Source organism: Paraburkholderia bannensis NBRC 103871, from assembly GCF_000685015.1.
Lineage (GTDB): Bacteria > Pseudomonadota > Gammaproteobacteria > Burkholderiales > Burkholderiaceae > Paraburkholderia > Paraburkholderia bannensis.
This window is the reverse complement of the sequence record NZ_BAYA01000004.1, coordinates 420,626-444,252: the sequence shown is the minus strand read 5'-3', so window position 1 is coordinate 444,252 and position 23,627 is coordinate 420,626. Positions and strand designations below refer to the sequence as shown.

19 protein-coding genes are annotated in these 23,627 nt (G+C 64.6%); 8 read left to right on the top strand and 11 right to left on the bottom strand.

Going from position 1 to position 23,627, the window contains the following annotated elements; translation table 11 throughout:
* The first annotated feature begins 104 nt into the window (after positions 1-104).
* Together phhA and BBA01S_RS08070 are read left to right on the top strand one after the other, a co-directional pair.
* A complete protein-coding gene (gene phhA / locus BBA01S_RS08075; RefSeq protein ID WP_027815977.1) occupies positions 105-1,001 on the top strand; it encodes a phenylalanine 4-monooxygenase in 897 nt (298 codons plus the stop codon).
* 196 nt (positions 1,002-1,197) lie between these two features.
* Complete coding sequence (locus BBA01S_RS08070; protein ID WP_281176948.1) at positions 1,198-1,542, top strand: 4a-hydroxytetrahydrobiopterin dehydratase; 345 nt, start codon at positions 1,198-1,200, stop codon at positions 1,540-1,542.
* Between the two features lie 154 nt (positions 1,543-1,696).
* Here BBA01S_RS08070 and BBA01S_RS08065 read toward each other — a convergent pair whose 3' ends face one another.
* Positions 1,697-1,927: a DUF3717 domain-containing protein gene (locus BBA01S_RS08065; RefSeq protein WP_027815975.1), complete on the bottom strand. Its 231-nt coding sequence runs from the start codon at positions 1,925-1,927 to the stop codon at positions 1,697-1,699.
* A gap of 136 nt (positions 1,928-2,063) precedes the next feature.
* Between BBA01S_RS08065 and BBA01S_RS08055 the strand changes: the two genes are divergently transcribed.
* Both BBA01S_RS08055 and BBA01S_RS08050 read left to right on the top strand, forming a co-directional pair.
* The gene (locus BBA01S_RS08055; protein ID WP_027815974.1) at positions 2,064-2,750 is read left to right on the top strand and encodes a response regulator transcription factor; all 687 of its coding nucleotides are present in this window, start codon (positions 2,064-2,066) and stop codon (positions 2,748-2,750) included.
* 191 nt (positions 2,751-2,941) lie between these two features.
* Positions 2,942-4,468: a sensor histidine kinase gene (locus tag BBA01S_RS08050; RefSeq protein ID WP_027815973.1), complete on the top strand. Its 1,527-nt coding sequence runs from the start codon at positions 2,942-2,944 to the stop codon at positions 4,466-4,468.
* Positions 4,469-4,592: 124 nt separating this feature from the next.
* Here the strand turns inward: BBA01S_RS08050 and BBA01S_RS08045 are convergent, their stop codons facing one another.
* The 7 genes from BBA01S_RS08045 to mnmC all read right to left on the bottom strand — a co-directional run bounded on the left by BBA01S_RS08045 (position 4,593) and on the right by mnmC (position 14,502).
* Positions 4,593-5,096 (bottom strand): SET domain-containing protein, encoded by a 504-nt coding sequence (locus BBA01S_RS08045; RefSeq protein WP_027815972.1) that lies wholly within the window; start codon positions 5,094-5,096, stop codon positions 4,593-4,595.
* 318 nt (positions 5,097-5,414) lie between these two features.
* Positions 5,415-6,527 carry an NADH:flavin oxidoreductase/NADH oxidase gene (locus tag BBA01S_RS08040; protein ID WP_027815971.1) on the bottom strand — a complete coding sequence of 371 codons (1,113 nt, stop codon included), beginning with the start codon at positions 6,525-6,527 and terminating at the stop codon, positions 5,415-5,417.
* Between the two features lie 197 nt (positions 6,528-6,724).
* Complete coding sequence (locus tag BBA01S_RS08035; protein WP_027815970.1) at positions 6,725-7,462, bottom strand: glutamine amidotransferase; 738 nt, start codon at positions 7,460-7,462, stop codon at positions 6,725-6,727.
* A gap of 276 nt (positions 7,463-7,738) precedes the next feature.
* Entirely contained in the window at positions 7,739-8,377 is a 639-nt protein-coding gene (locus BBA01S_RS08030) for a MarR family winged helix-turn-helix transcriptional regulator (protein ID WP_027815969.1), read from the bottom strand.
* A 753-nt stretch (positions 8,378-9,130) separates the two neighbouring features.
* Positions 9,131-10,246: a YbdK family carboxylate-amine ligase gene (locus BBA01S_RS08025; protein WP_027815968.1), complete on the bottom strand. Its 1,116-nt coding sequence runs from the start codon at positions 10,244-10,246 to the stop codon at positions 9,131-9,133.
* A 110-nt stretch (positions 10,247-10,356) separates the two neighbouring features.
* Positions 10,357-11,562 carry a cation:proton antiporter gene (locus BBA01S_RS08020; protein WP_027815967.1) on the bottom strand — a complete coding sequence of 402 codons (1,206 nt, stop codon included), beginning with the start codon at positions 11,560-11,562 and terminating at the stop codon, positions 10,357-10,359.
* Between the two features lie 963 nt (positions 11,563-12,525).
* The gene (gene mnmC / locus BBA01S_RS08010) at positions 12,526-14,502 is read right to left on the bottom strand and encodes a bifunctional tRNA (5-methylaminomethyl-2-thiouridine)(34)-methyltransferase MnmD/FAD-dependent 5-carboxymethylaminomethyl-2-thiouridine(34) oxidoreductase MnmC (RefSeq protein WP_027815966.1); all 1,977 of its coding nucleotides are present in this window, start codon (positions 14,500-14,502) and stop codon (positions 12,526-12,528) included.
* A gap of 422 nt (positions 14,503-14,924) precedes the next feature.
* Here mnmC and BBA01S_RS08005 point away from each other — a divergent pair, with 422 nt between their 5' ends.
* Positions 14,925-15,203, top strand: coding sequence for an HU family DNA-binding protein (locus BBA01S_RS08005; protein ID WP_027815965.1), 279 nt, complete (start codon positions 14,925-14,927; stop codon positions 15,201-15,203).
* Between the two features lie 120 nt (positions 15,204-15,323).
* Here the strand turns inward: BBA01S_RS08005 and BBA01S_RS08000 are convergent, their stop codons facing one another.
* Entirely contained in the window at positions 15,324-16,718 is a 1,395-nt protein-coding gene (locus BBA01S_RS08000) for a GTP-binding protein (RefSeq protein WP_027815964.1), read from the bottom strand.
* Positions 16,719-16,880: 162 nt separating this feature from the next.
* Positions 16,881-17,324 (bottom strand): lytic transglycosylase domain-containing protein, encoded by a 444-nt coding sequence (locus BBA01S_RS07995; protein WP_027815963.1) that lies wholly within the window; start codon positions 17,322-17,324, stop codon positions 16,881-16,883.
* 533 nt (positions 17,325-17,857) lie between these two features.
* On the opposite strand from BBA01S_RS07995, the gene gspD reads away from it, so the two are divergent.
* Genes gspD through gspF form a run of 3 tightly spaced genes read left to right on the top strand, consistent with a single transcriptional unit; the run spans position 17,858 to position 22,911 of the window.
* Entirely contained in the window at positions 17,858-20,194 is a 2,337-nt protein-coding gene (gene gspD / locus BBA01S_RS07990) for a type II secretion system secretin GspD (RefSeq protein ID WP_042296359.1), read from the top strand.
* Positions 20,191-21,666: a type II secretion system ATPase GspE gene (gene gspE, locus BBA01S_RS07985; protein WP_027815961.1), complete on the top strand. Its 1,476-nt coding sequence runs from the start codon at positions 20,191-20,193 to the stop codon at positions 21,664-21,666. The genes gspD and gspE overlap by 4 nt, the downstream gene beginning before the upstream one ends.
* A 27-nt stretch (positions 21,667-21,693) precedes the next feature.
* Positions 21,694-22,911 (top strand): type II secretion system inner membrane protein GspF, encoded by a 1,218-nt coding sequence (gspF, locus tag BBA01S_RS07980; protein WP_027815960.1) that lies wholly within the window; start codon positions 21,694-21,696, stop codon positions 22,909-22,911.
* A gap of 61 nt (positions 22,912-22,972) precedes the next feature.
* Here gspF and BBA01S_RS07975 read toward each other — a convergent pair whose 3' ends face one another.
* On the bottom strand, positions 22,973-23,386 hold the full coding sequence (locus BBA01S_RS07975) for a hypothetical protein (protein WP_027815959.1): 414 nt from the start codon (positions 23,384-23,386) through the stop codon (positions 22,973-22,975).
* Between the last annotated feature and the right edge of the window lie 241 nt (positions 23,387-23,627).

Sequence of the window (23,627 nt, the reverse complement as noted above, 5' to 3'; positions counted from 1 at the left end):
ACAAGCCGATAAGACACCCGAAACGCGCACCTCCCGCACGCACTCCGCTCTACACTTTCCTGTCAGCACATGTCAGCAAGTTGCTTTTAGTGGAGCGTCAAACAATGGCCATCGCCGCCACCGCCAAACTGCAGGAACAATTCGATGCGGGCCTGGAAACCCGTGCGGATTTCACCATCGACCAGCCGCGCGAGCGCTATGGCGCGGTCGATCACGCGGTCTGGGATCAGCTTTACCAGCGGCAAATGGCCTTGCTCGAAGGCCGCGCCTGCGACGCCTTCATCGAGGGCGCGCAGCGCATCGGCCTGAACGTCGCGCACGTGCCCGATTTCGAGGCCGTCAGCGAGCGCCTGATGGCCGCCACGGGCTGGCGCATCGTCGCCGTGCCGGGTCTCGTGCCCGATCGCATTTTCTTCGAGCACCTGGCCAACCGGCGCTTTCCGGTGACCTGGTGGATGCGTCGCCCCGACCAGCTCGACTACCTCCAGGAGCCGGACTGCTTCCACGACCTGTTCGGCCACGTACCGCTGCTCACGGATCCCGTTTTCGCCGATGCGATCCACGCATACGGACGCGCGGCGCTCGCCGTCGACGAATCCGCCCTGCCGCTGCTCGCGCGGCTCTACTGGTACACGGTGGAATTCGGCCTGCTGCGCGACGCCAGCGCCGCGCATGGCGTGAAGATCTACGGTGCGGGCATTGTGTCGAGCAAGGGCGAATCGCTCTACAGCGTGGAAAGCGCCGCGCCCAACCGGCTCGCGTTCGACCTCGATCGCGTGCTGCGCACGCGCTATCGCATCGACACATTCCAGAAGTCCTACTTCGTGATCGACTCGTTCGCGCAGTTGTTCGACGCTCTCGGCGCGGGCATTGCGGCGCGTCTGGGCGACCCCGCGCCGCTCATCGCCCTGCAACCGCATGGCGCTGGCGATGTGCTGGCGAGCGACACGGTCTACACACGCGGCACGCGCGAAGGCTGGCTTGAGGACGGCGACGTTTAAACGCTTTTTTAAACGGCGTCGCGCTTGCGTCAACGCAAGCCACCCGACGTACCGACTACGCCGATTGCCGCAGTCGGCGCGGCGTCGTCAGCACGTCCAGTCCATCCGTGGAAGAATCAATCATCGTTCCGGCGCGCGTTGAATGAGCGCAAGCACGCAAGCGTGCAAGCGCGCGTTCAATCGCCGGCTACGAAACATGAAACGCATAACGCATATAGCGCATACAGGTGCCAAGATGATCAACCGACTCACCTCCGAAGAGCGCGCCTCGCAACTGGCCGGCCTGCATGGCTGGCAAGCCGTCGCGGGCCGCGACGCCATCCAGCGTCACTTCCGTTTCGCCGACTTCAACGAAGCGTTCGGCTTCATGACGCGCGTAGCGATCAAGGCGCAGGAAATGAATCACCATCCCGAGTGGTTCAACGTCTATAACCGCGTGGAAATCACGCTCTCGACGCATGAAGCCGACGGCCTCACGACGCGCGACATCGAACTCGCGAGCTTCATCGATTCGATCGCGCCGGGCCCGCTCACGACCTGATCGTCGGGTCGGGCGCCGCGCGCCTGGGTATATCCGGAGAACGCGCAAGTAAGCGCAATGGATGCGTCGTGCGTTAGGCAAGGGTGCGCACGGCGCGCAACGGGCACATGCGCTGCAATGAAAGCATAATGCAGGGTATCGGACGTCGAAACCTTCAGCTTTGAAGGCCTTTCTTGAGGGACACGTAAGACTCCCAGGCAATGCGTGCGTGAGGGTCTAAACGTTCCGGTGAGAAGACGTTCTGACGCTGTACAATCAGCAGCGCATATGGCCGGGAGAGCGCACTTGCCTCCTGGCACAACGCGAGTTCGTCGCCGCTCGAAGGCGAGCGGTCGCGCCAGAAGTTGATCGCGGCTTCGAGTTCGGTGATGGAGATATCGGACATGTTGGTCGTGATCGTGCAACCGTTGCACGCGGCGCCGCTCAGTCGCTGCGCTGCCGATTTTGTGTCGTTTCACAAACAAGCGGCGCTTGCGAACTGCGTGCCTGAACGCTAAACCCATTGTACTTGAGCGAATCCCATGCGACTCCTTCTGATCGAAGACGACCGCCCCATCGCACGCGGCATCCAGTCCAGCCTCGAACAAGCCGGCTTCACGGTCGACATGGTCCACGACGGCATCTTCGCCGAACAGGCTCTCACGCAGAACCGTCACGAGCTCGTGATCCTCGACCTCGGCTTGCCGGGCATCGACGGCATGACGCTGCTGTCGCGCTTCCGTCAAAGCAACCGGCATACGCCCGTGATCGTGCTGACCGCGCGCGACGAGCTTAATGACCGTGTGCAAGGCCTCAATTCGGGCGCCGACGACTACATGCTCAAGCCGTTCGAACCGGCAGAACTCGAAGCGCGCATCCGCGCCGTGATGCGCCGCAGCGGCCCGCATGGCGACGTGCCGCGTCCTGAAGTGTCGCTCGGCGGCGTGCGCCTGTCGGGCGTCGACCGCCGCATCTTCAACGACGACAAGCCGCTTGAGCTCTCGCCGCGCGAATTCGCCGTGCTCGAAATGCTGCTGCTGCGTCATGGCCGCGTCGTGAGCAAGGCCCAGTTGCAAGACCACCTCACGCACTTCGGCGGCGATCTCGGCGACACCGCGATCGAAGTCTACGTGCACCGCGTGCGCAAGAAGCTCGAAAACTGCCGTGTCGAGATCGTCACGGTGCGTGGCTTCGGCTACCTGCTGCAGGAAATCCGCCAGGCCGCTTAAGCCTTTTGCGGTTCTACAAGGCGTCTCGCCCGAACGCGAGGCGCCTGTCTCTCCCTCCCCGTCTTACCCCGCTACCGCGCCGCGAGACCCAGTCTCTGCCGCACGGGCGTCCACCCGCGTAAAATGGTTCAGCCCCGCGTGGCTCGCCTTCCTGGCGCCGCGCCCACGTCTACCCTGAGCCTGAACCGATCATGTCCCTCCCGGCCGCAACGAGCCTGCGCCGTACGCTGCTGCGCCGCCTCGCCGCCCCACTCTCACTGCTCGCGCTGATGAGCGGCCTGATCGCCTATTGGCTCGCGTGGCAGTACACGCAGCACGTGGTCGATCGCTCGCTCGCCGACCTCGCCACCGCGATCTCGAAACAGATCCAGATTGCCGGCCCGGATGCACCCGTCACCGTCCCGCCGCTTGCCCAGGCGATGTTCTCCGACCCCGTCGAGCATCTCGTCTACCGCATCAGCAACGGCGAAACGGAAATCGCTGGCGATCACGACCTGCCGCTGCAAGGCACCAACGTGCGCCGCATGCACTATGCGTACGTGTTCGAGACCCTATATCAAGGCGTGAGCGTGCGCGTCGCCCAGGTGCGCGTGCCGCAGCCGCACGGCAACCCCATCGTCGTGGAAGTGGGCCAGCCGGTGCACCACCGCTTTCGCATCGCCGCCGAATTCCTCGTGGCGATCATGATGCCGCTGCTGCTCCTGCTGCTCGCGGGCTGGGTGATCGTGTGGCGCGTGGTCAACCAGCAACTCAACCCGCTCACCGATCTTGCCGATTCGCTCAACCGGCAGACGCACACGTCGCTGGAGCCGGTCGACGAGACCTATGTGCCCGTCGAGATCCGCCCGCTCACGGGCGCGCTCAACGCGCTGCTCGGCCGCCTGAAGACCGCACTCGACGGCCAGCGCAAATTCATCGCCGATGCCGCGCATCAGTTGCGCACGCCGCTCACCGCCGTGAAGCTGCACGCCGAGCAGGCCGTGAACGCGCGCGAACCGCAAAAGGTCAGCGACGCCGTACGCGAACTGCGCGCCGCCGCCGACCGCGCCGTGCGCCTGTCCAATCAGCTGCTGTCGCTCGCGCGCGCGGAGCCTGGCGAACAGGCCGCCCGTTTCGTGGATATCGACATGGCCGCGCTCGCGTTCGAAACCGGCGCGGAATGGGTGCCGCGTGCGCTCGCGTGGCACGTCGACCTGGGCTTCCAGCGCCTTGACGATCCCGAGAACGATACGCCGCTGATGGTGCGCGGCAATCCCGTGCTGCTGCACGAGGTCATCGCGAACCTGCTCGATAACGCGCTCAAGTACCTGCCGCCCGCACGCGCCGATGGCGGGCGCATCACCGTGACGGTTTCGCAGACGATCGCGGACGGTGTGCCGATGGCGGAAATCATCGTCGAGGATAACGGTCGCGGCGTGCCGCAAGGTCAGCAGGCGGATCTCTTCAAGCGCTTCTTCCGCGGCGACGGCCAGAGCGAAAGCGGCGTCGACAGCGGCGCGGGTCTCGGTCTCGCGATCGTGCACGACATCATGACCCTGCATCGCGGCAGCGTGCATTATGAAGATGCGCCCGAAGGCGGCGCGCGTTTCATCGTGCGCGTGCCGCTCAACATGAAGCGCCCAGGCGAGCCTGTGAAGCGCACGATCAGCGCAATGGACAGCGCTCACAGCGAAGAACCGGCGAAGAAGCCTGCGCATCAGGCGCCGATCGATCTCTGATCGACCTGCATTGACCTACGTCGACCTGCGTTGACCTGAGTCGACCGACCAAAAAAGCATGGGCCGCATTTGCGGCCCATGTGCTTTCCGGTCACGCTGAAACGCAAGCTTCAGCGTCAGCGCATCATTTCTTCTTCTTGCCCTTCTTCGCGCTCTTGCCCTTGGCTTTGCCGTCGCTATCGTCGGGCGGCGCGAGCATCGTGCCGCGGCACTTGCCTGCGCCGCAGCGGCATTCGTATTCGCGCTTGAGCTTCTTCGTCTGCTTCGCGTCGATCACGAGACCGTAGTCGTAGAACAGTTCCTCGCCCTGCTCGATGTCGCGCAGCGCGTGAATGTAGACGTGCCCTTCGATCTCTTCGGCTTCGCAGTTCGGCGCGCACGAGTGGTTGATCCAGCGCGCGCTGTTGCCCTTGACCTTGCCGTCGATCACGTCGCCGTCGTCGAGCGCGAAATAGAAGGTGTGGTTCGGTTCGTCGGGATTATGTGGATGACGCCGCAATGCTTCCTTCCACGAGATGCGCTCGCCCTTGTATTCGATCAGCCGTTCGCCGGCCTCGATCGCATCGGCTGCAAATACGCCCTTGCCGTGTACGCCCGACTGGCGCACGACGATCCTGCGTACACTCATTGATGGAATCCTTGTGAAGTACTGGGACTGGGGAGATGTTCCCGCTCGCGGCTCACGCATACCGCGACAAGTTGCGCGCGTCGCGCCGTGCAGAAAATGCCGCGCTCCACGCAAACGCGGCGCCTTGTCGGCGCCGCGCTCGTGAGCGTGCACGAACTGAACCAGCAATCGAGGCCAATCCGAGGCGCGCCACAACCGGCATCGTACACGCTCGCGCCTCTTTCGTTCAACCTGCTACGTGCAGCGCACAACACTCGCCGCACTGCCTGGCCACACATCGTGCATGCTCATTGCACACGCCACGCGTGAGCCTCGCGTTCAGCGCTGCCCAAGCGTCGTATCGCCGAACAGCTTTTTGAGCTCGCGCGGTTGCGAGCGCCAGTACTGCGGCGGCGCGCTCACGGTCGCGCCGAGTTGCGCGGCAGCGTGCCACGGCCAGCGCGGATCGTAGAGCATCGCGCGCGCCATCGCGATCATGTCGGCCTCGCCGTCTTCGATGATCTGGTTGGCCTGCAACGCGTCGGTGATGAGGCCCACGGCAATCGTCGTCATGCCGGTTTCCTGCTTCACCTTGCGTGCGAACGGCACCTGATAGCCGGGCTCAAGCGGGATCTTCTGCAGCGGCGACACGCCGCCCGAAGACACGTCGATCCAGTCCGCGCCGCGCGCCTTGAGCGCCTGCGCAAAGACGACGGTATCGTCGGGCGTCCAGCCGCCTTCGACCCAATCGGTCGCCGACACGCGCACGCCAACGGGCCGGTCATCGGGAAACTGCGCACGCACGATGTCATAGATTTCGAGCGGGAAACGCATGCGATTTTCGAGCGAGCCGCCGTATTCGTCGGTGCGCTGATTGGCGATCGGCGAGAGAAACTGATGCAGCAGGTAGCCGTGCGCGCAGTGGATTTCGAGCGCGTCGATACCCAGTCGCGCCGCGCGCCGCGCAGTCGCCGCGAACGCATTGCGCACGCGATTCAAACCGGCGGTGTCGAGCGCGAGCGGCGGCGTTTCGTCGTCCTTGTGCGGCAACGCCGAAGGCGCATGCGGCAGCCATCCACCATCGGCGACGCTGATCAGCTGACCGCCTTCCCAGGGCACGTGGCTCGATGCCTTGCGGCCCGCATGCGAGATCTGCATGGCGATGCGGATAGGCGAAAAACGGCGGATTGCGGCGATCACAGGTTCGAGCGCGGCTTCGGTGGCGTCGTCCCAAAGGCCGAGATCGCCTGGCGTGATGCGGCCATCGGGCTCGACGGCCGTGGCTTCGATGCACAGCATCGCGGCGCCCGAAAGCGCGAGATGACCGAGGTGGATCATGTGCCAGTCATTGGCTTCGCCGCGCTCGGCCGAATACTGGCACATCGGCGAAACGACAATGCGATTGGCGAGCGTCACGCCACGCAGCGTGAGCGGAGAAAAGAGCGTGCTCATGGGCAGGGAATGCGGACGGTGGTGGGGAGCGTCCGAGAATAGCACGCGCTTTTGACAGGCGCTTTCAAGGCCTCTGGGCGTGCAGGCAGGGCCACGTTGGACTTATCGGCCCGACTCGTCGGCCTGCGGGCGGCTGACGAAAACAAACAACGTGTGATCGGCTTTGCGGCTTTGCGACCTGGCGGCCGGGACGACGCCTACGGCTGCCTGGCCGCTGTGCCGGCAGCCTGCTTGTCGAGCACATCGAGCCATTCGTGGAACATCAGGCTCGCCTGGGTTTCCATACGCGGCGCGTGCTGGGCAGTCTCGGCGCGCAGAACGTTGATGTCGATGCCCGCAGCGTCGAGTTCGCCCGCGTTGCCGATCAGCCAGGGCTCGAAACGGTCGGCGCGCACTTCGGGATGGCATTGCAGCCCGAGCACGTTGTCGCCCCACGCGAACGCCTGGTTCTCGCACAGCGGCGTCGACGCAAGACGTGTCGCGCCCGGCGGCAAATCGAAGGTATCGCCGTGCCAGTGCAGCATCGACGTCGATGCGCCATCCACATGACGCAGCGGCGAAGCGCGGCCTGCATCGGTCAACGTGAGCGGCGTCCAGCCGATTTCCTTGTGATCCGCCGCATAGACGCGCGCACCGAGCACGCGCGCAATCAACTGCGCACCCAGGCAAATGCCAAGCGTGGGCAGTCCCGCCGCAATCCGCTTTTCGATCAGCGCGGCGATGGGTGCAAGTGTGGGATAGCGAGCGTCGTCGCAGGCATTGATGGGCCCGCCAAGGATCACCATGAGCGACGCGGAGGTGGGATTGAGCGCGCCGACACGGGCGAAGCCGACATCGACATAGCGAACCGGCCGCCCGCGATCGCCGAGCACGCGCTCGAAACTGCCGAGGTCCTCGAAATATACGTGGCGAATGGCCAATACTTCGCGATTCATCGGCAAATCCCTGGGTCAGCTACACAATTCGACGCGCGGCGCCGGCGTCATGCCGGACGCACATCGGGTACAGGTGAGAAGCACGCATGGCAAGCGCTTGCGACAGCCTGGCGCGGGCGCGATGCGTCGTGGACGCAGCGCCTGCCCGCTGGCGCCTGTTCCACGAAACCGTTCATGGCCGCCACACCGCGCACACCGCCGTCCACAGAGGAACGGCGCGGCGCCATGCAGGCGAGCGGCAGGCTTCGTGGGCGCTGCGCGTGCTACCGGGTGAGATCAGGCTGCGAAGATCTTCCAGTTTTTCTTCTGGGTCGTCGCGTCAGCCTGTTCGTACACCGAGCAATCGAGACGCAGATCGGTGTCGGACATCTGGATGCCCAGCAGCGCGCACTTGTGCGGCGTCTTCTTGGGGGTCTTGCTCGGCTCGAAGTGCGAGCACGAGAGGCACATGCGGTGCTGCGGCATGGCTTCCTGCGACTCGAGCACATAGACCGTCTTGAGCAACGTGCGATAGAACGCCGATTGCTCGTCTGCGCGCAGCGTGCCCACTGCCTTCGACAGGAAGTCCGGCCATTGCGCGGCCTTCTTCGCAGCCGTACGGCCACGCGCGGTCAGACGCACGGCCAGTGCGCGGCCGTCGTCGAGCGCGCGGCGCTTTTCGACGAGACCCTTGGTTTCGAGCGTGCTCACTGCATCGCTGGTCGTTGCGGCAGTCAGTGCCGTCTCGCGGGCGATCTCGCCGAGGCGCATCGGCCCCTTGCGCTGCATCAGCAGCACGAGAATTTCGCCCTGGGTCGGCGTGAGGCCTGCGCCTTCAGCCCAGTCCCACGCCTGGCTTCGCATTGCCGTGCTAAGTCGCAGCAGGCTATGGGTCACCCGCCCGGCTGCCTGCTCTCCGTATACGCCTTCGCTCATAGTCTTTCGCTGGTTATTTGGCAGCTTGCGCTGCATCGTCAGCCGCCGAATGTGCCGACGGCTTTGTGGGAAACCTTGCGGACGTTCTCAGCGAATCGTCCACACCATCTCAAAAAATTCCTGCTTCGCTCGCGCCGAAAACTGCCACATACGCGGACTGCGACGCGGACTGCGAACAGTCATTTTTCTTCGCCTGGCAGGCCCGGCGCTTCCTTCGTAACGCCTTGCCTGCGCAGCAAACCGACATTCTATGCGAGAGTAGCAAATCGCACAGCTAACTTATCAAACGGGAATTGTGGATAACCCGTTGGTAAGTACGCTAATGATATGTGGACAGGTTCTTGACGATGCGCAATCTTCGCGGGATCCGTATGTCGCCTGTCGTGCATTTTGGCCTGCCAGGCAAGCACGACGAAAACCACCGCGTATGCTCCAGGCCCTTGAGTTTGCAGGCATTTCAGCGGTTACCCACAGGCCAGCAGAGCCTCTTTTGCACACTATTGCCCATAACCGCGCAAAGATCAAAAAAATAAGCTCCCCCTGGTATCTTGCCTGGGACAAAAAAATCTTTGGGTGACCCCGCGCAAAACTCCATTGTGGGCTTCGGCGAGGTGTTCTGACGCACGGGAGCCGGCATTCATGGGCCAAAAGCAACGAGGGCAGCCCTCGGGCTGCCCTCTTTCGCTCTTAACGGATTCTTGACGCGCCACGCGCACATGACCGGATATCACCGCCCGCACGGCGCGTTTCCTGTCACGCGCGCCAGCGAAGACATTGCTGCCGCACCGCTTCGTGCAGCGACTTTTCGTCGGCGACCACGCTGCGCAGCCAGCTTGCGTCGTTGTTCTGAGAGCGTGCAATCGTGCCGATTTCGCTGAGCGCGCGCGTCGAGCCCAGCGCGTCGCCATGCGGCGCGATCTTGTCGAGCGTGGCCAGGATGTCCTCGGAGATGGTGCGGCGCTCGCCCGTCTGCGGATCGACGACCGTGCCCGCGAGGCCGAAACGGCACGCCTGGAAGCGGTTGAACGTGTAGACGAGGTAGTCGTCCTCCAGCGGCTGGATCGGCCGGTCGACCAGCAGATGGCGCGCGAGCGTCTGGATGTAGCAGGCGATCGCCGCCGCGCGCTCGACCGACAGCGGCGTGTCCATCACGCGCACTTCGATCGTGCCGAAACCGGGCTTCGGGCGAATGTCCCAGTAGAAGTCTTTCATGCTGTTGACAACGCCCGTGTGAACCATCTTCGAAAAGTATTCCTTGAACTCCTCCCAGCTCAGCACGAACGGCGCACGACCCGACAGCGGAAACGCAAACACGGAATTCAGTCGTGCAGAATGAAATCCGGTGTCCACACCCTGCACATAGGGCGACGACGCGGACAGCGCAATGAAATGAGGAATGAAGCGCGACAGCGAGTGCAGCAAAAAAAGCGCGCTATCGGCATCCGGACAGCCGATATGGACGTGCTGGCCAAACACCGTGAACTGCTTGGCGAGATAGCCGTACAGCTCGGAAAGGTACTGAAAGCGCGGCGTATCGACGATGCGCCGGTCGCTCCATTGCTGGAACGCATGCGTCCCTCCGCCGCACAGGCCGACGTTCAGACGGTCGGCCGCCGCCACCAGCACGTCGCGGATCTTGCGCAGATCGGCCACGGCCTGCTCGTGATGCGTGCAGATGCCGGTGGACAGTTCGATCATGCTTTCGGTGATTTCGGGCGTGATATTGCCGGGAATCTCCTGATCCTTGATGAGGCGCATGAGATCGCTGCCCGCCTTGGTCAGATCGTAGTCATGCGTGTTGACGATCTGCATTTCGAGCTCGACGCCGAAGGTGAACGGCTTCGAATCGACAAAAGTTTCCAGTGACATGACGTCCCCTCATTCGGCCGCGCCACGCGCCGCCGCTCGCTCGAAAAAGCGGCGGCGGCACACGTGACGGGCGGTGTTTCCGGCGGCGCGCGGCCGCCGCGTTCATTCGATCATTGCTCGCCGCGTTCGCCGACGAGCGCCAGCGCGCGGTACACGAGCCAGGGGCCGAGCAGCTGCAACACGACGATTGCACACATCATGATCGCGCGCAGGCTCGGGTCGAAGCCCGGATACAGATCGTAGGTGTCCTCCATGAGCAGCAGCGCGAGCGCCGACATCGGCGTGAGCGCCACCCCGAGCGCAATGCCCTGCTTGAGCTCAAGTCCGCTGGGCTTCGCGAAGATCAGCACGCCGACGAGCTTGGCCACCAGGCGCGCGACGATCAGCCCCGCCGCCGCCAGGCCGCCGACGAGGATGTTGTGCCACTCGAAGGTGGTCATCGTCAGCACGAACAGGATCACGGTGAGCAACCAGCCAGCCGTGCCGAAGTGCTGCGGCCACAGCTGCGGGCGCACTTCCAGGTTCTTCACGATGATGCCCGCGGCCAGCAGGCTCAGGATGGTCGAGAGCTTGAGCAGATGCGCAACGGCGATCGCCAGCAGGACGAGGCCGAACAGCGCCACGAACGAATGCTCGTCCTGCGGGCTCAGGCGCCGGTAGAACAAGGTGCAGGCGCGCGCGAGCACATAGGCGACCACGATCGAGCCAACCAGCAGATACAGCGGCTGCAGGATCGTGGCGAACACGTTGCCGTAGATTTCCTGGTGCAACCAGCTCGATGCGAGCTTTTCGATCACGACGGCGTACATGCTGTTGAGCGCGGTCAACGTGATGAGACGCTGCGTGACCTGCCCTTCGGCGCGCAACTCGGTCTTGAGCTGGATCACCATGGCAGGCGACGTGGCCATGGAAATCGACGCGACCACGATCGCCACCATGGCGGGCACGGAAAGAAACAGCAGGACGGCGAGCACGAGCACGAACGTGAGCGACGCCTCGGCGAGGCTCGACAGGATCAGCCAGGGATTGCGGCGGATCCAGCGCAGATCGAGCCGGCTGCCGAGTTCGAACAGCAGCAGGCCGAGCGCGACGTCGAGCACGGGCCGCGCGGCATTGGCCGTGTCAATGTCGATCACGCCAAAGCCCGCCGAGCCGGCTATCAGGCCGATGATCGCGTAACCCGAAATCCGCGGCAGACGCCAGGCGCGATAACAGAGCTCGCCGCACAGACCGGCAGCGAGCAGCGCGAGCCCGGCCCAGAAAATGCCGTCGGGGTGCAACGGCCACGCGGGAAAGAACGAAAACGCCGACTTCATCGTGAAGGCTTCTCCTTGGCAACACCTTCTTGCAGGGGACCGGATGGCGCATTCAAGCCCGCTCCGGCCGGCAGAAGACAAGTCCAGCTGTCCGACGTACGAGTACCGCTACGGCCCGGCTCACAGGCAAGCCGCGTGCCTCGCAGACATAACACATGCGTGGCGAATATGCGGCGAGCCGGGCGCGAGGCTGTCATCCGGCGACGCGCAGGCCCGCAGCCAGCGATGGCAGCGGCCAGATGGCGGCGAATGACAGCGGGAAACCTCGCACCGGTGCCGCTTGCGCGGCGAACAGCCGGTCCAGGCGCGTTCTTATGGATTGTCAGCGCCCGGGTTGGGTGAACGAACGCTGCCGGCTGTCCTGAGGACTGAGATTCAGTTCAGGCGGCATCCGTTCCGTGGACGCGTCGGCCAATTGGTGCAGCTTGTCTGGCGCTTGACGCGGAAAAGAACGGCGATTGTGCCATAGCTTTTTTGCAATTGTCCCACTTGACCCGATGAAGCCAGGCGTTGCCGGTAATTGCGCCCGTTTTCGCTGACGATACGGAAAAAATGACCGTCGCCATGGCGACGCCACTGAGTGTAGCGGCCAGACAGCGCGACAGCGCCTTTCCCGCTTTTCATGCCGATAGCGGTAGCACCAGCTTCAGGTTTACGGTTTACCGTATGTATACGTAGTAGAAGTTAACAAGGGCGGCACGTTCCTGTGGATAACCCCTGTATACCTATGTGAATCAGCGGCTTGGCGTTCGCACAACCGCTCGCATAGTGTGTGGCATGTTGCCTGGCAATCAAGAATAACTTTTTGAGGGCGCAAACCGGGTCGTGAGTTATCCCGTTTACGCCCACATCGCGCCCACACGAAACTTGTCCACAACTCGCGCAGTTATCCACATGCTCGCGGGGATAACTGTATTGGTCGCACTGTAAGGTTCGATGTAAGGTTTGCGCCGATAACTGCGACTAGAGGCTGCGCTGGCGTAAGGCGCGCTGCAGGAAGCGGGCGGGATCGATCTGTTCGGCGAGTTCGCGCTCGATTGGCCACGGCTCGCCTTCCAGCTGCGAGGCGATCAGCTCCGCGCCCAGCGACGCCCAGACCAGTCCGCGCGAGCCGAACGCAAACGCGCCAAAGAGGCCGGGCGTGCGCGGCAAGTCCTGCGGCCACGCGCCCGAGAGGCGCTGGGCGTCACGGCGGGCGGCTTGCTCGTCGCCGAGCTGGCCGATCATCGGCATGCGGTCGCTGGTGACGCAGCGCAACGCCACGCGGCCTCGCCAGCCGGTTGACGGTTCGGTGGCCTGGGACAGCTCGGGCAGCATCAGCGCGACGCGTTCGAGGTTCTCCAGGTGACCGGGCGCGCGCAGATCGAGATTCGTGTCGTCCACTTCGTAAGTCGCGCCGACGAGTGTCACGTCGCCGTCGAGCGGCACCGCATAGCCGTCGCCGATCACGGGCACGCGCAGCGCCGCGAGCGGGCTTCGATCAATCAGCGAGAGCTGGCCGCGCACGCTGCGCGTGGGCGCGAAGTCGAGCGCCGCGGCCCGCGCCGCGTCGTGCGCATTGGCGAAGATCACCGCGCCCGCTTGCGCGATCAGTGCGCCGGCATCGTCGAATACCTGCCAAGACTCGCCCGCTCGCGCGATGCGGCCGACCTGCACGCCATAGCGCGCTTCTACCTGCGCACCGCTGAAGGCGCTGGCTGCCGCGATCTGCGCACGGCACAGCGACGCGGGATCGATTGCGCCGCCGTGCGGATAGAACCAGCCGCCCTGCGTGAGTTCGACGCCGGCGATCCGCCCGGCTTCGCCGCGATCGACGCCATGGACAAATTCATTGGGATAACAAAACGATGCGAGTGCTCCGGCTACGGCGCGCGATTCGTCGTCAGTCGCCAGATGCAGGAGTCCTGCATGAGTGCGCTTTGGCGCATGACCCAGTGCATCGAGCGCGTTCCAGCGGCGCAGCGCGTAGAGAAAACCGGCGCGCGTAATCCGTGACGCGGTGCTGTCGTCACGCGAAATCAGCGGGTGAAACACGCCCGCCGGATTGCCCGAAGCTTCGCAAGCGGGCGCGGGATGACGCTCCAGCAGCGTGACGCGCCAGCCGCGCGCGGCGAGCCGCTCCACGAGCGCACTGCCCGCGAGGCCTGCGCCGATCACGACGGCATGGCGCTCGCCCAGTGGCATCGGCAGGGGCGGTTCGTAACGGCGCACGCGCCAGCGCGGTGCGAAGCGTCCGGTGAGCATCGCCCATTTGTCGCCGAAACCGGGCGTCTTGCGAAACTCGAAGCCGTTCTGCTCCAGCGCGCGTTTGACGTCGCCAGCGCTGCTCCAGGTGGCAAAGGTCGCGTCTTCGCCCGCGACGCGCGCGAGCGCCTTGAAGATTGCCGGCGACCAGAGTTCGGGATTCTTCGCGGGTGCGAAACCATCCAGATAGATCGCGTCGGCGCGCAACCACAGTTTGGGAAGCGCCTCGACCGCATCGCCGAAAACCAGCGTGAGCGTCACGCGGCCACCGTCGAATTCGAGCCGATGGGTGCCCGGCACGAGCATTGGCCACGCTTGAACCAGCTCGCGCGCGAGCGTGGCGAGATCGGCATTCGGTGCGTGCGCGACAATCGCATCGAGTGCCGTGCGCAGATCGTCGCGTGCGAACGGGTGCTTTTCCACCGAGACAAAATGCAGGCGCTCGCAACGAGCGGGGTCGTCGCGCCAGGCCGCCCAGGTCGTCAGGAAGTTCACGCCCATGCCAAAACCCGTTTCCAGCACCGTGAAAATGCGCCGCTTTTGCCACCGTTCAGGCAGGCCGTTGCCCTTCAGGAAGACGAAATCGGACTGTGCGAATGCGCCCGACGGGCTGTGATAGACGTCGCCGAAGCGTGGCGAAAACGGCGTGCCATCTTCGCGAAAGGCGAGCGTGGCGGGAATCAGGGTGGCGGTCATGACTAACGCGACGGCGGGGAAAGTGGGAAATGCCCGTGGGGTATGGGTTTGCGGCCGCAAAGCGTTGGCGCGACGCAACGCGCGAAGGTTAATTCGATGCGCGCCGGCTGCGTTTGGCGCGCGGCGCCCATCAAAAACGTAAAGACGTGCAAAAAAACCGCCGCGCACCCCTCGAAATCTTCGAAACCCTTGTCGTTATTGGGTTTGCGCTGCGCTATCATAGCAAGCGCCGCCCAGGGAAGCGGCAGCACGGACGTCACGGGACGATGCGGGTGCTTGCAGGAATCGGCAGGCGCCTCGAATCCGCGACGCAAATCCCCGGGGTGCTCCGGGTCCGCGCTGCTCGACGGCGCGGCACGCGTCCGTATAATCGGCGCGTTCGCGCTGTTCGTGTCAACCTAAACACAGAAAGGAATATCTCAATGAATAAACAGGAACTGATCGACGCCGTCGCAGCACAGACGGGCGCTAGCAAGGCTCAAACCGGTGAAACGCTGGATACGCTCCTCGAAGTGGTCAAGAAGGCCGTTTCGAAAGGCGACGCTGTCCAGCTGATCGGCTTCGGCAGCTTCGGCTCGGGCAAGCGCGCAGCACGTACGGGCCGCAACCCGAAGACCGGCGAGACCATCAAGATTCCGGCAGCCAAGACCGTCAAGTTCACGGCTGGCAAGGCGTTCAAGGACGCCGTCAACAAGCGCTAAGGCAAGTCAAGCAATACCGCTTTAAGTTGACACCCGCCCCTGGCGGGTTTTTTTTCGCCCGCTATTTGAGAAAAAAGCCGCCTCGAAAGGCGGCTTTTTTACGGGCGAAGAGTTCGGGCCTCAGTCGTGGCGATGGACGATTTCGCCTTCGCCGTCGTGGTCATGATCGTCGTCATCGTCGAAATCCCACTCGGGGAACGGGTCGGCGTAGGCCTGCCAGGCGTCGGGGCCCGCGGCGAATTCGGCGTCCGTGACGAGGCACGCGTCGAGCTTCGCGCGCCACGCCGCGTGATCGAGATTCACGCCGATCATCACCAGTTCCTGGCGACGGTCGCCGATGCGCGTGTCGGTCGCATCGCCGAACCAGTCGCGCGCGATCTCCTGTTCCAGCTCGGCGTCCTGCGGCCATTCCTCGCGCGGCTGCGCGGCCCACCAGGTGCCCGCCGGGCCGTGACGGCACACGCCGCCCGCCTGGGAAAGCTGACCGGCGACGTCGTTGCGCGTGGCGAGCCAGAAGAAGCCCTTGGAGCGCAGCACGCCTGTCCATTCCTGGTTAAGCAGCGCCCACAGACGCTCCGGATGGAACGGTTTGCGCGCGCGATAAACGAAGTTGCCGATGCCGTACGTGTCGGCTTCGCTGCGATGCTGGTGATCCGGATGGCTGCAATGCGCGCCGCAAGCGTCGTGACCGTGGCCGTGGTCGTGTTCATCGCCGTGTTCATGATCGTGCGCATGTTCATGCGTGTGACCGTGGGCGTGTTCGTCTTCATGCAGCGACGCGAGCCAGCCCGGCGCGCTCGCCGCTGCGTCGAAATCGAATCGGCCCGTGTTGAGCACCGCATCGAGCGGCACCTCGCCGAAACGGCTCACCACCTGCACCGCGCGCGGATTGATGCGCGCGAGGATGTGTTGCAGGCGCGCGAGGTCGTCGGCGCTCACGAGATCGGCCTTGTTCAGCACGAGCACGTCGCAGAATTCCACCTGCTCGATGAGCAACTCGACGATGGTGCGGTCGTCGCCCTCGCCCACCGTCATGCCGCGTTCGGCGAGCGGGTCGGCGCTGGCGTAGTCGCGCAGGAAATTGAAGGCGTCCACGACCGTGACCATCGTGTCCAGCCGCGCGATATCGGCGAGCGATCCGCCGTCTTCGTCGGTGAACGTGAAGGTTTCGGCGACCGGCATCGGCTCGGCGACACCCGTGGATTCGATCAGGATGGCGTCGAAGCGCTGGCCCGCCTGGGCCGGGTCGGCCAGACGGCGGATTTCGGTCAGCAGGTCGTCGCGCAGCGTGCAGCAGATGCAGCCGTTGGACAGCTCGACAAGACGCTCTTCGACGCGCGCGAGCGCGGAGGCGTCGCGCACGAGCGCCGCGTCGATGTTGACGGCGGCGAGGTCGTTGACGATCACGGCCACGCGCAGACCGGCGCGGTTCGCCAGGACGTGGCTGAGCAATGTGGTCTTGCCCGCGCCCAGAAAGCCGGAGAGCACGGTGACGGGCAGTGGCGTCGGATTCATCGCAGTGTGCAGTAAGGAAAACAGGAAAAAGCGGCAGGAGGCCGGGCCGCACGGGCGTTTCCGGCGGTGCAAGCCTGCATTTTGCACCATGCGCGAGCGCCACGCTGACGGCGCTGGCCGTCCGGCCAGGTCAATCCAGAGGCAAAGCCTCGCCCGCACTCGTCAGGGCATCAGCTTCCATTTGCGCAGGATGGCGGCAATCTGCTGGGCGTACTGGTCGCGCAGCGTGGGGGTTTCCGAGTGGTAAGCGCCCACCGCCGCCCAGGTATTGCCGTACTTGTTCATCTTCTGGCGCAAATGCCAGGCGGCAATGTAGACGTTCTTGCACGGCTCCATCAGCGTGCTTTGCGAGATACCGTACTGCGCGAGCGCGGGCAGATGAATCGAGTTGATCTGCATGACGCCGTAGTCGGTCGAACCGTTCGCATTCCTGTGCATTGCATCGGGCGTGTTGTGCGACTCTTGCCACGCGATGGCGCGCAGGATCAACGGATTGACCTTCTGATAGTGCGCCGCTTCGTCGAAACAATCGGCGCGCGCCGGTGCGCTCGCCATGGCGGCGAGCGTGGCAAGAACGGCGATCGTGGCGGACGCAACCTTTTTCATTGCAACGTCGAGTGGAGTGCGAAACAGTCTTGATGCGGTTCGGCGCGGGCTCGATCCGATATGTGTCGGAAGTCTCCGATATCGGGAAAACCCGTGCCCTGTAGGGGCAACCCGCAGGTTCACAGGCACCGCGCCGCCCGTATGATACCGGCAGTCCATGACACGTCAAACTGCCCAAACGGCCTGGGCACGGGCACCGTCAACCAGGAAAGATCGCAAGAGGCGCGGCCTCGATACGCGTCAATCCTTACAAATAGCTTTTGCGACATCGCACGCTTTAGAAGAAATCCCCAGACGTTTTGTCTTTGTGACAAATTCGACACGAAAAACTGCTACTGTTGCTCTTTTTGGTGAGCATCGGTTGCCGGGGAGGAGCGTCGGCAGTCTGCGGCGGTTTGGGGGGCCAGGCGGTTGCGTTGCAGGCAGCCAGCGGGCCGTTCGCACGGGCACGATGTGCACTTGAGCACGATAAGTACGACTAGCCGGCGGTGTCCTCTGCCGGCTTCGATATGACACCCATGAGAAGAAATCGTATGGCTTTGCGTCGCCTCGCCACGGCGCTGCTCGTGAGCGGACTGATTACGGCGCAGCTCGCGCATGCCCAGGTCACCCTCAACTTCGTCAATGCCGACATCGATCAGGTCGCGAAGGCCATCGGCGCTGCCACCGGCAAAACGATCATTGTCGATCCGCGCGTGAAGGGGCAGCTCAATCTCGTTTCCGAGAACCCCGTCCCCGAGGATCAGGCGCTCAAGACGCTGCAGTCGGCGCTGCGCATGCAGGGTTTCTCGCTGGTGCAGGATCATGGCGTACTCAAGGTCGTGCCTGAAGCCGACGCCAAGCTCCAGGGCGTGCCCACTTATGTCGGCAACGCGCCGGGCGCGCGTGGCGACCAGGTCATCACCCAGGTCTTCCAGCTGCGCAACGAATCGGCCAACAACCTGCTGCCGGTACTGCGCCCGCTGATTTCGCCGAACAACACCATCGCCGCCTATCCGGGCAACAACGCGCTCGTCGTGACCGATTACGCCGACAACGTGCGGCGTATCGCGGCGATCATCGCGGGCGTCGACACGGCCGCGGGCCAGCAGGTGCAGGTCGTGCCGCTGCACAACGCCAATGCGCTCGACATCGCGCCTACGCTGCAGAAGATGCTCGATCCGGGCGCAATTGGCGGCTCCGATCCCACGCTCAAGGTCTCGGTGCTCGCCGATTCGCGCACCAACTCGATCATGCTGCGCGCCTCGAACGCGCAGCGCCTCGCGGCGGCCAAACAACTGGCGAAGCAGCTCGACGCGCCGACCAGCATGCCGGGCAACATGCACGTCGTGTCGCTGCGCAACGCGGACGCCGTGCAACTGGCCAAGACCCTGCGCGGCATGATGGGCAAGGGCGGCAACGATTCGTCGTCGTCCGGCAGCAACGCAAATTCGTTCAACCAGAACGGCAACGGCGGCGGTGGCAGCGGCGGCAGCAACTCCACCGGCATGTCGGGCACGCCCCCGCTGCCCAGCTCGCTGGGCGGCAGCAGCGGCTCGTCGAACAACCCGATGGGCGGCAGCGGGTCGTCAAGCGGCAACAGCGATTTCCTCGGCGACAACGGCAAGGACAAGAGCGACGACAACTCGTCGGGCGGCGGCATGATCCAGGCCGACGCCGCCACCAACTCGCTGATCATCACCGCGCCGGATCCGCTCTATCGCAACCTGCGCACCGTGATCGACCAGCTCGACGCGCGCCGCGCCCAGGTCTATATCGAAGCGCTGATCGTCGAGCTGAACTCGAACACGAACGCCAACCTGGGCATTCAGTGGCAGATCGGCAGCGGCAATGTGCTGGCCGGCACCAATCTGTCCACCGGCAGCAGCAACAGCATCATCAACCTGACGGGCAGCGCCGTGCAGGGCGGCAGTCTCGTGAGCTCGCTGGGCAATCTCCAGCAGGGCCTGAACGTGGGCTGGGTGCACAACCTGTTCGGCGTGCAGGGCCTGGGCGCCCTGCTCCAGGCGCTCTCGCAGACCAACGATGCCAACGTGCTGTCCACGCCTAACCTGATCACGCTCGACAACCAGGAAGCGAAGATCGTCGTCGGCACCAACGTGCCGATCCAGACGGGTTCGTATTCGAACCTGACGAGCGGCTCCACGAGTTCGGCGTTCAACACCTATGACCGCGTCGATGTCGGTCTCACGCTGCACATCAAGCCGCAGATCACCGAAGGCGGCATCCTGAAGCTCCAGCTGTACACCGAAGACTCGGCGATCGTGAACGGCACGACCAACGCGACGACCAATCCGGCCGGCCCGGATTTCACCAAGCGTTCGATCCAGTCGACGGTGCTGGCCGACAACGGCGAAATCATCGTGCTCGGCGGCCTGATGCAGGACAACTATCAGGTCAGCAACAGCAAGGTGCCGCTGCTCGGCGATATTCCCTGGATCGGCCAGTTGTTCCGCTCCGAAAACAAGACGCGCGCGAAGACCAACCTGATGGTGTTCCTGCGTCCGGTGATCATTAGCGACCGCGATACGGCGCAGGCCGTGACGTCGAACCGCTACGACTACATCCAGGGCGTGACGGGCGCGTACAAGTCCGACAACAACCTGATGCGCGACAAGGACGATCCGGTCGTGCCGCCGATGCCGCTCGGCCCGGCCGAAGGCGGATCGGCGGTGAACCTGTTCGATCTCGACAAGATGCGCCGCGAACAGGCCGTGCGTACGCTCCCGGTTACGCCTGCCAATGCCGCGCAGATGCAGCCCGCGCAAACGGCGCCGGTGCAGACGGCCCCGGTTCAGGCCGCGCCGTTGCAGGTCGCGCCCGCCCAGCAGCAGCAACCGCTGACGACCTCGCCGACGGTGCAGCCGTGAGCACAGCAGAAACACCGCGCGCAGCCCCGTCGCCAATCGCCGCGCGGCTCGTGCCGTACGGCTTCGCGCGCAGCGGCCAGATTCTGGTGGCGCAGCAGCACCCCGAAGGTCTCGAAGTGTGGATCAGCGATCGCACCTCGGGCGCGGCCATCGCCGAGGTCGCGCGCAATTTCGGCGCATTCACGCTCGTGCGTGTGCCGTCCGACGAACTCGCCCAGGCGATCAACCAGGCCTACGCGCGCCAGGACGGCAGCGCGGCGCAGGTGGTGGGCGAAGTCGAAGGCGAGGTCGATCTGTCGCGCCTGATGCAGGACATTCCCGAAGTGGAAGACCTGCTGGAGTCCGAGGACGACGCGCCGATCATCCGCATGATCAACGCGCTGCTCACCCAGGCGGCGCGCGAGCAGGCTTCGGATATTCACATCGAGCCGTTCGAAAACGCGTCGGTGGTGCGCTTTCGCGTCGACGGCACGCTGCGCGACGTCGTGCGTCCAAAGAAGGCGCTGCATGGCGCGCTGATCTCGCGTATCAAGATCATGGCGCAGCTCGATATCGCCGAAAAACGTCTGCCGCAGGACGGCCGCATCACGCTGCGCGTGGGCGGGCGTCCCGTCGACGTGCGTGTGTCCACCCTGCCGACCGGCCACGGCGAGCGCGCCGTGCTGCGTCTGCTCGAAAAAGACGCGCAGCGCCTGAACCTGGAAGCCCTCGGCATGGCGTCCGACACGCTCGGCCAGTTCGACCAGCTGATCGCCAAGCCGCACGGCATCGTGCTCGTGACCGGCCCGACCGGCTCCGGCAAGACGACCACGCTCTACGCGTCGATGTCGCGGCTGGAAACGGCCACGACCAACATCATGACCGTCGAAGACCCGATCGAGTACGACCTCTCGGGCATCGGCCAGACCCAGGTGAACGAGCGCATCGGCATGACCTTCGCGCGTGCGCTGCGCTCGATCCTGCGTCAGGATCCGGACATCATCATGATCGGCGAAATCCGCGACCTGGAGACCGCACAGATCGCCGTGCAGGCGTCGCTCACGGGCCACCTCGTGCTCGCCACGCTGCACACCAACGATGCGGCTTCCGCCGTCACGCGCCTGACCGACATGGGCGTCGAGCCGTACCTGCTGGCGTCCTCGCTGCTCGGCGTGCTGGCGCAGCGTCTCGTGCGCCAGCTTTGTCCGCACTGCAAGGAAGCGCGCGTGGAAGAAGACGGCCGCACGCGCTATCACCCGGTCGGTTGCGATCGCTGCGGCAATTCGGGCTATTCGGGACGGCGCGGCGTGTACGAACTGCTGCTGATCGACGAGCCGATCCGCGCACTGATCCACCGCAACGCCGCCGATGCCGAAATCTTCGCCGCCGGGCGCGCGCAAGGCATGCGCACGCTGCGCGAGGACGGCGAGCGCTGGCTCGACCGCGGCACGACTTCGCTCGAAGAAGTGTTGCGCGTGACGGGCGGCGCGTAAGCGCACAACGGGAGGCGAACTAGCACCATGCCGGCATTCCGTTTCGAAGCGATCGACGCCGCGGGCAAAGCGCAAAAAGGCGTGCTCGACGCCGACAGCGCGCGCGGCGCACGTCAACAACTGCGCGGCCAGGGGCTCACGCCGCTGGTCGTCGAACCCGCCGCAAGCCGCACGCGCGGCGCGCGCCAGCAGCGTCTCGCGCTGGGCCGCAAGCTCTCGCAGCGCGAGCAGGCAATTCTCACGCGCCAGCTCGCGAGCCTGCTGATCGCGGGCCTGCCGCTCGGCGAGGCGCTCGCCGTGCTCACCGAGCAGGCCGAGCGCGATTACATCCGCGAACTGATGGCCGCGATCCGCGCGGAAGTGCTCGGCGGCCATTCGCTGGCCAACGCGCTCACGCAGCACCCGCGCGACTTTCCGGACATCTACCGCGCGCTGGTCGCGGCGGGCGAGCACACGGGCAAGCTCGGCATCGTGCTCTCGCGGCTGGCCGACTACATCGAGCAGCGCAACGCGCTCAAGCAGAAGATCGTGCTGGCCTTCACGTACCCGACGATCGTCACGATCATCGCGTTCGGCATCGTCACGTTCCTGCTGAGCTACGTGGTGCCGCAGGTCGTCAACGTGTTCGCGAGCACCAAGCAGCAACTGCCGTTTCTGACCATCGTGATGATGGGGCTGTCGTCGTTCGTGCGGCAATGGTGGTGGGCGGTGCTGATCGTCGTGGCCGTGGTGGCCTGGATCGTCCGCGCCACGTTGAGCCGGCCTGGCCCGCGCCTGTCGTTCGACCGCTGGCTGCTCACCGCCCCGCTCGCGGGCAAGCTCGTGCGCGGCTACAACACGGTGCGCTTCGCGAGCACGCTCGGCATTCTGAGCGCGGCGGGCGTGCCGATCCTGCGCGCACTGCAGGCCGCGGGCGAAACGCTCTCGAACAAGGCGATGCGCAACAACATCGACGATGCGATCGTGCGCGTGCGCGAAGGCACGTCGCTGTCGCGCGCGCTCGGCAATACGAAGACATTCCCGCCGGTGCTGGTGCACCTGATACGTTCGGGCGAAGCGACCGGCGACGTGACGACCATGCTCGACCGCGCCGCCGAAGGCGAGGCGCGCGAACTGGAGCGGCGCACGATGTTCCTCACGAGCCTGCTGGAGCCGTTGCTGATTCTGGCGATGGGGGGCGTGGTGCTGGTGATCGTGCTCGCGGTGATGCTGCCGATCATCGAACTGAACAACCTCGTGCAGTAAGGCTGCACGAGGCGGTTTTGAAGGCGCGACGCGAGCGACTCAGGCGCGCCTGGCGCTCGTTTTAGCGCACGTAGATGGTGGGGCCGCCGGCGTTGGCGGGCAGGAAGATTTCGGAGTGCACGCCGTGACGGTCGATCACGATGGAGCGCGGGCGCACTTCGGCGAGCTTCGAGTCCTGGCCGATCGGGCCGCCCAGCGAAATCGCCTTGGCCGGTTCGCCGCCGACGCTGACGATCGCCGCCGCGCCCTGCGACAGCGCGAGGATGCCGAACAGATGGATGTCCTGCGCGACGTTGTGTTCGAGCTTGCCGCCGAACAGCGTGCCGGCCTGGTCGAGCGAGATGGGCGGCTGGGCGGCGGCTGCCTGCACGGGGGCTGCGCGGGTGGCGGAGATTTCGAGCGTCCACCACGCGGCCGTGGCGCAAAACACCGCGAAGGCAGCGAGTGACAGAAGGCGGATTTGCAGTGGGTTCATGCGGCTCATTGTACGGAGTTATGTGTACGTTTTGATGGCAGCGAAGGCGGCACGAACGCTAGTAGAAGTACGTATCGAGTAGGGATCGGGTCATGCAGGAAGCACGAGCCCGAAAGAGGGTCGCAAAGGCGTCATCGTGTGACATTACAATGACCCGTCACACACGCGGGCATGGTGAACCATGCCGCAGCGACAAGCAACGATCACATCAGGAGGAAAGTCCCTTATGTCCATGTGGGCC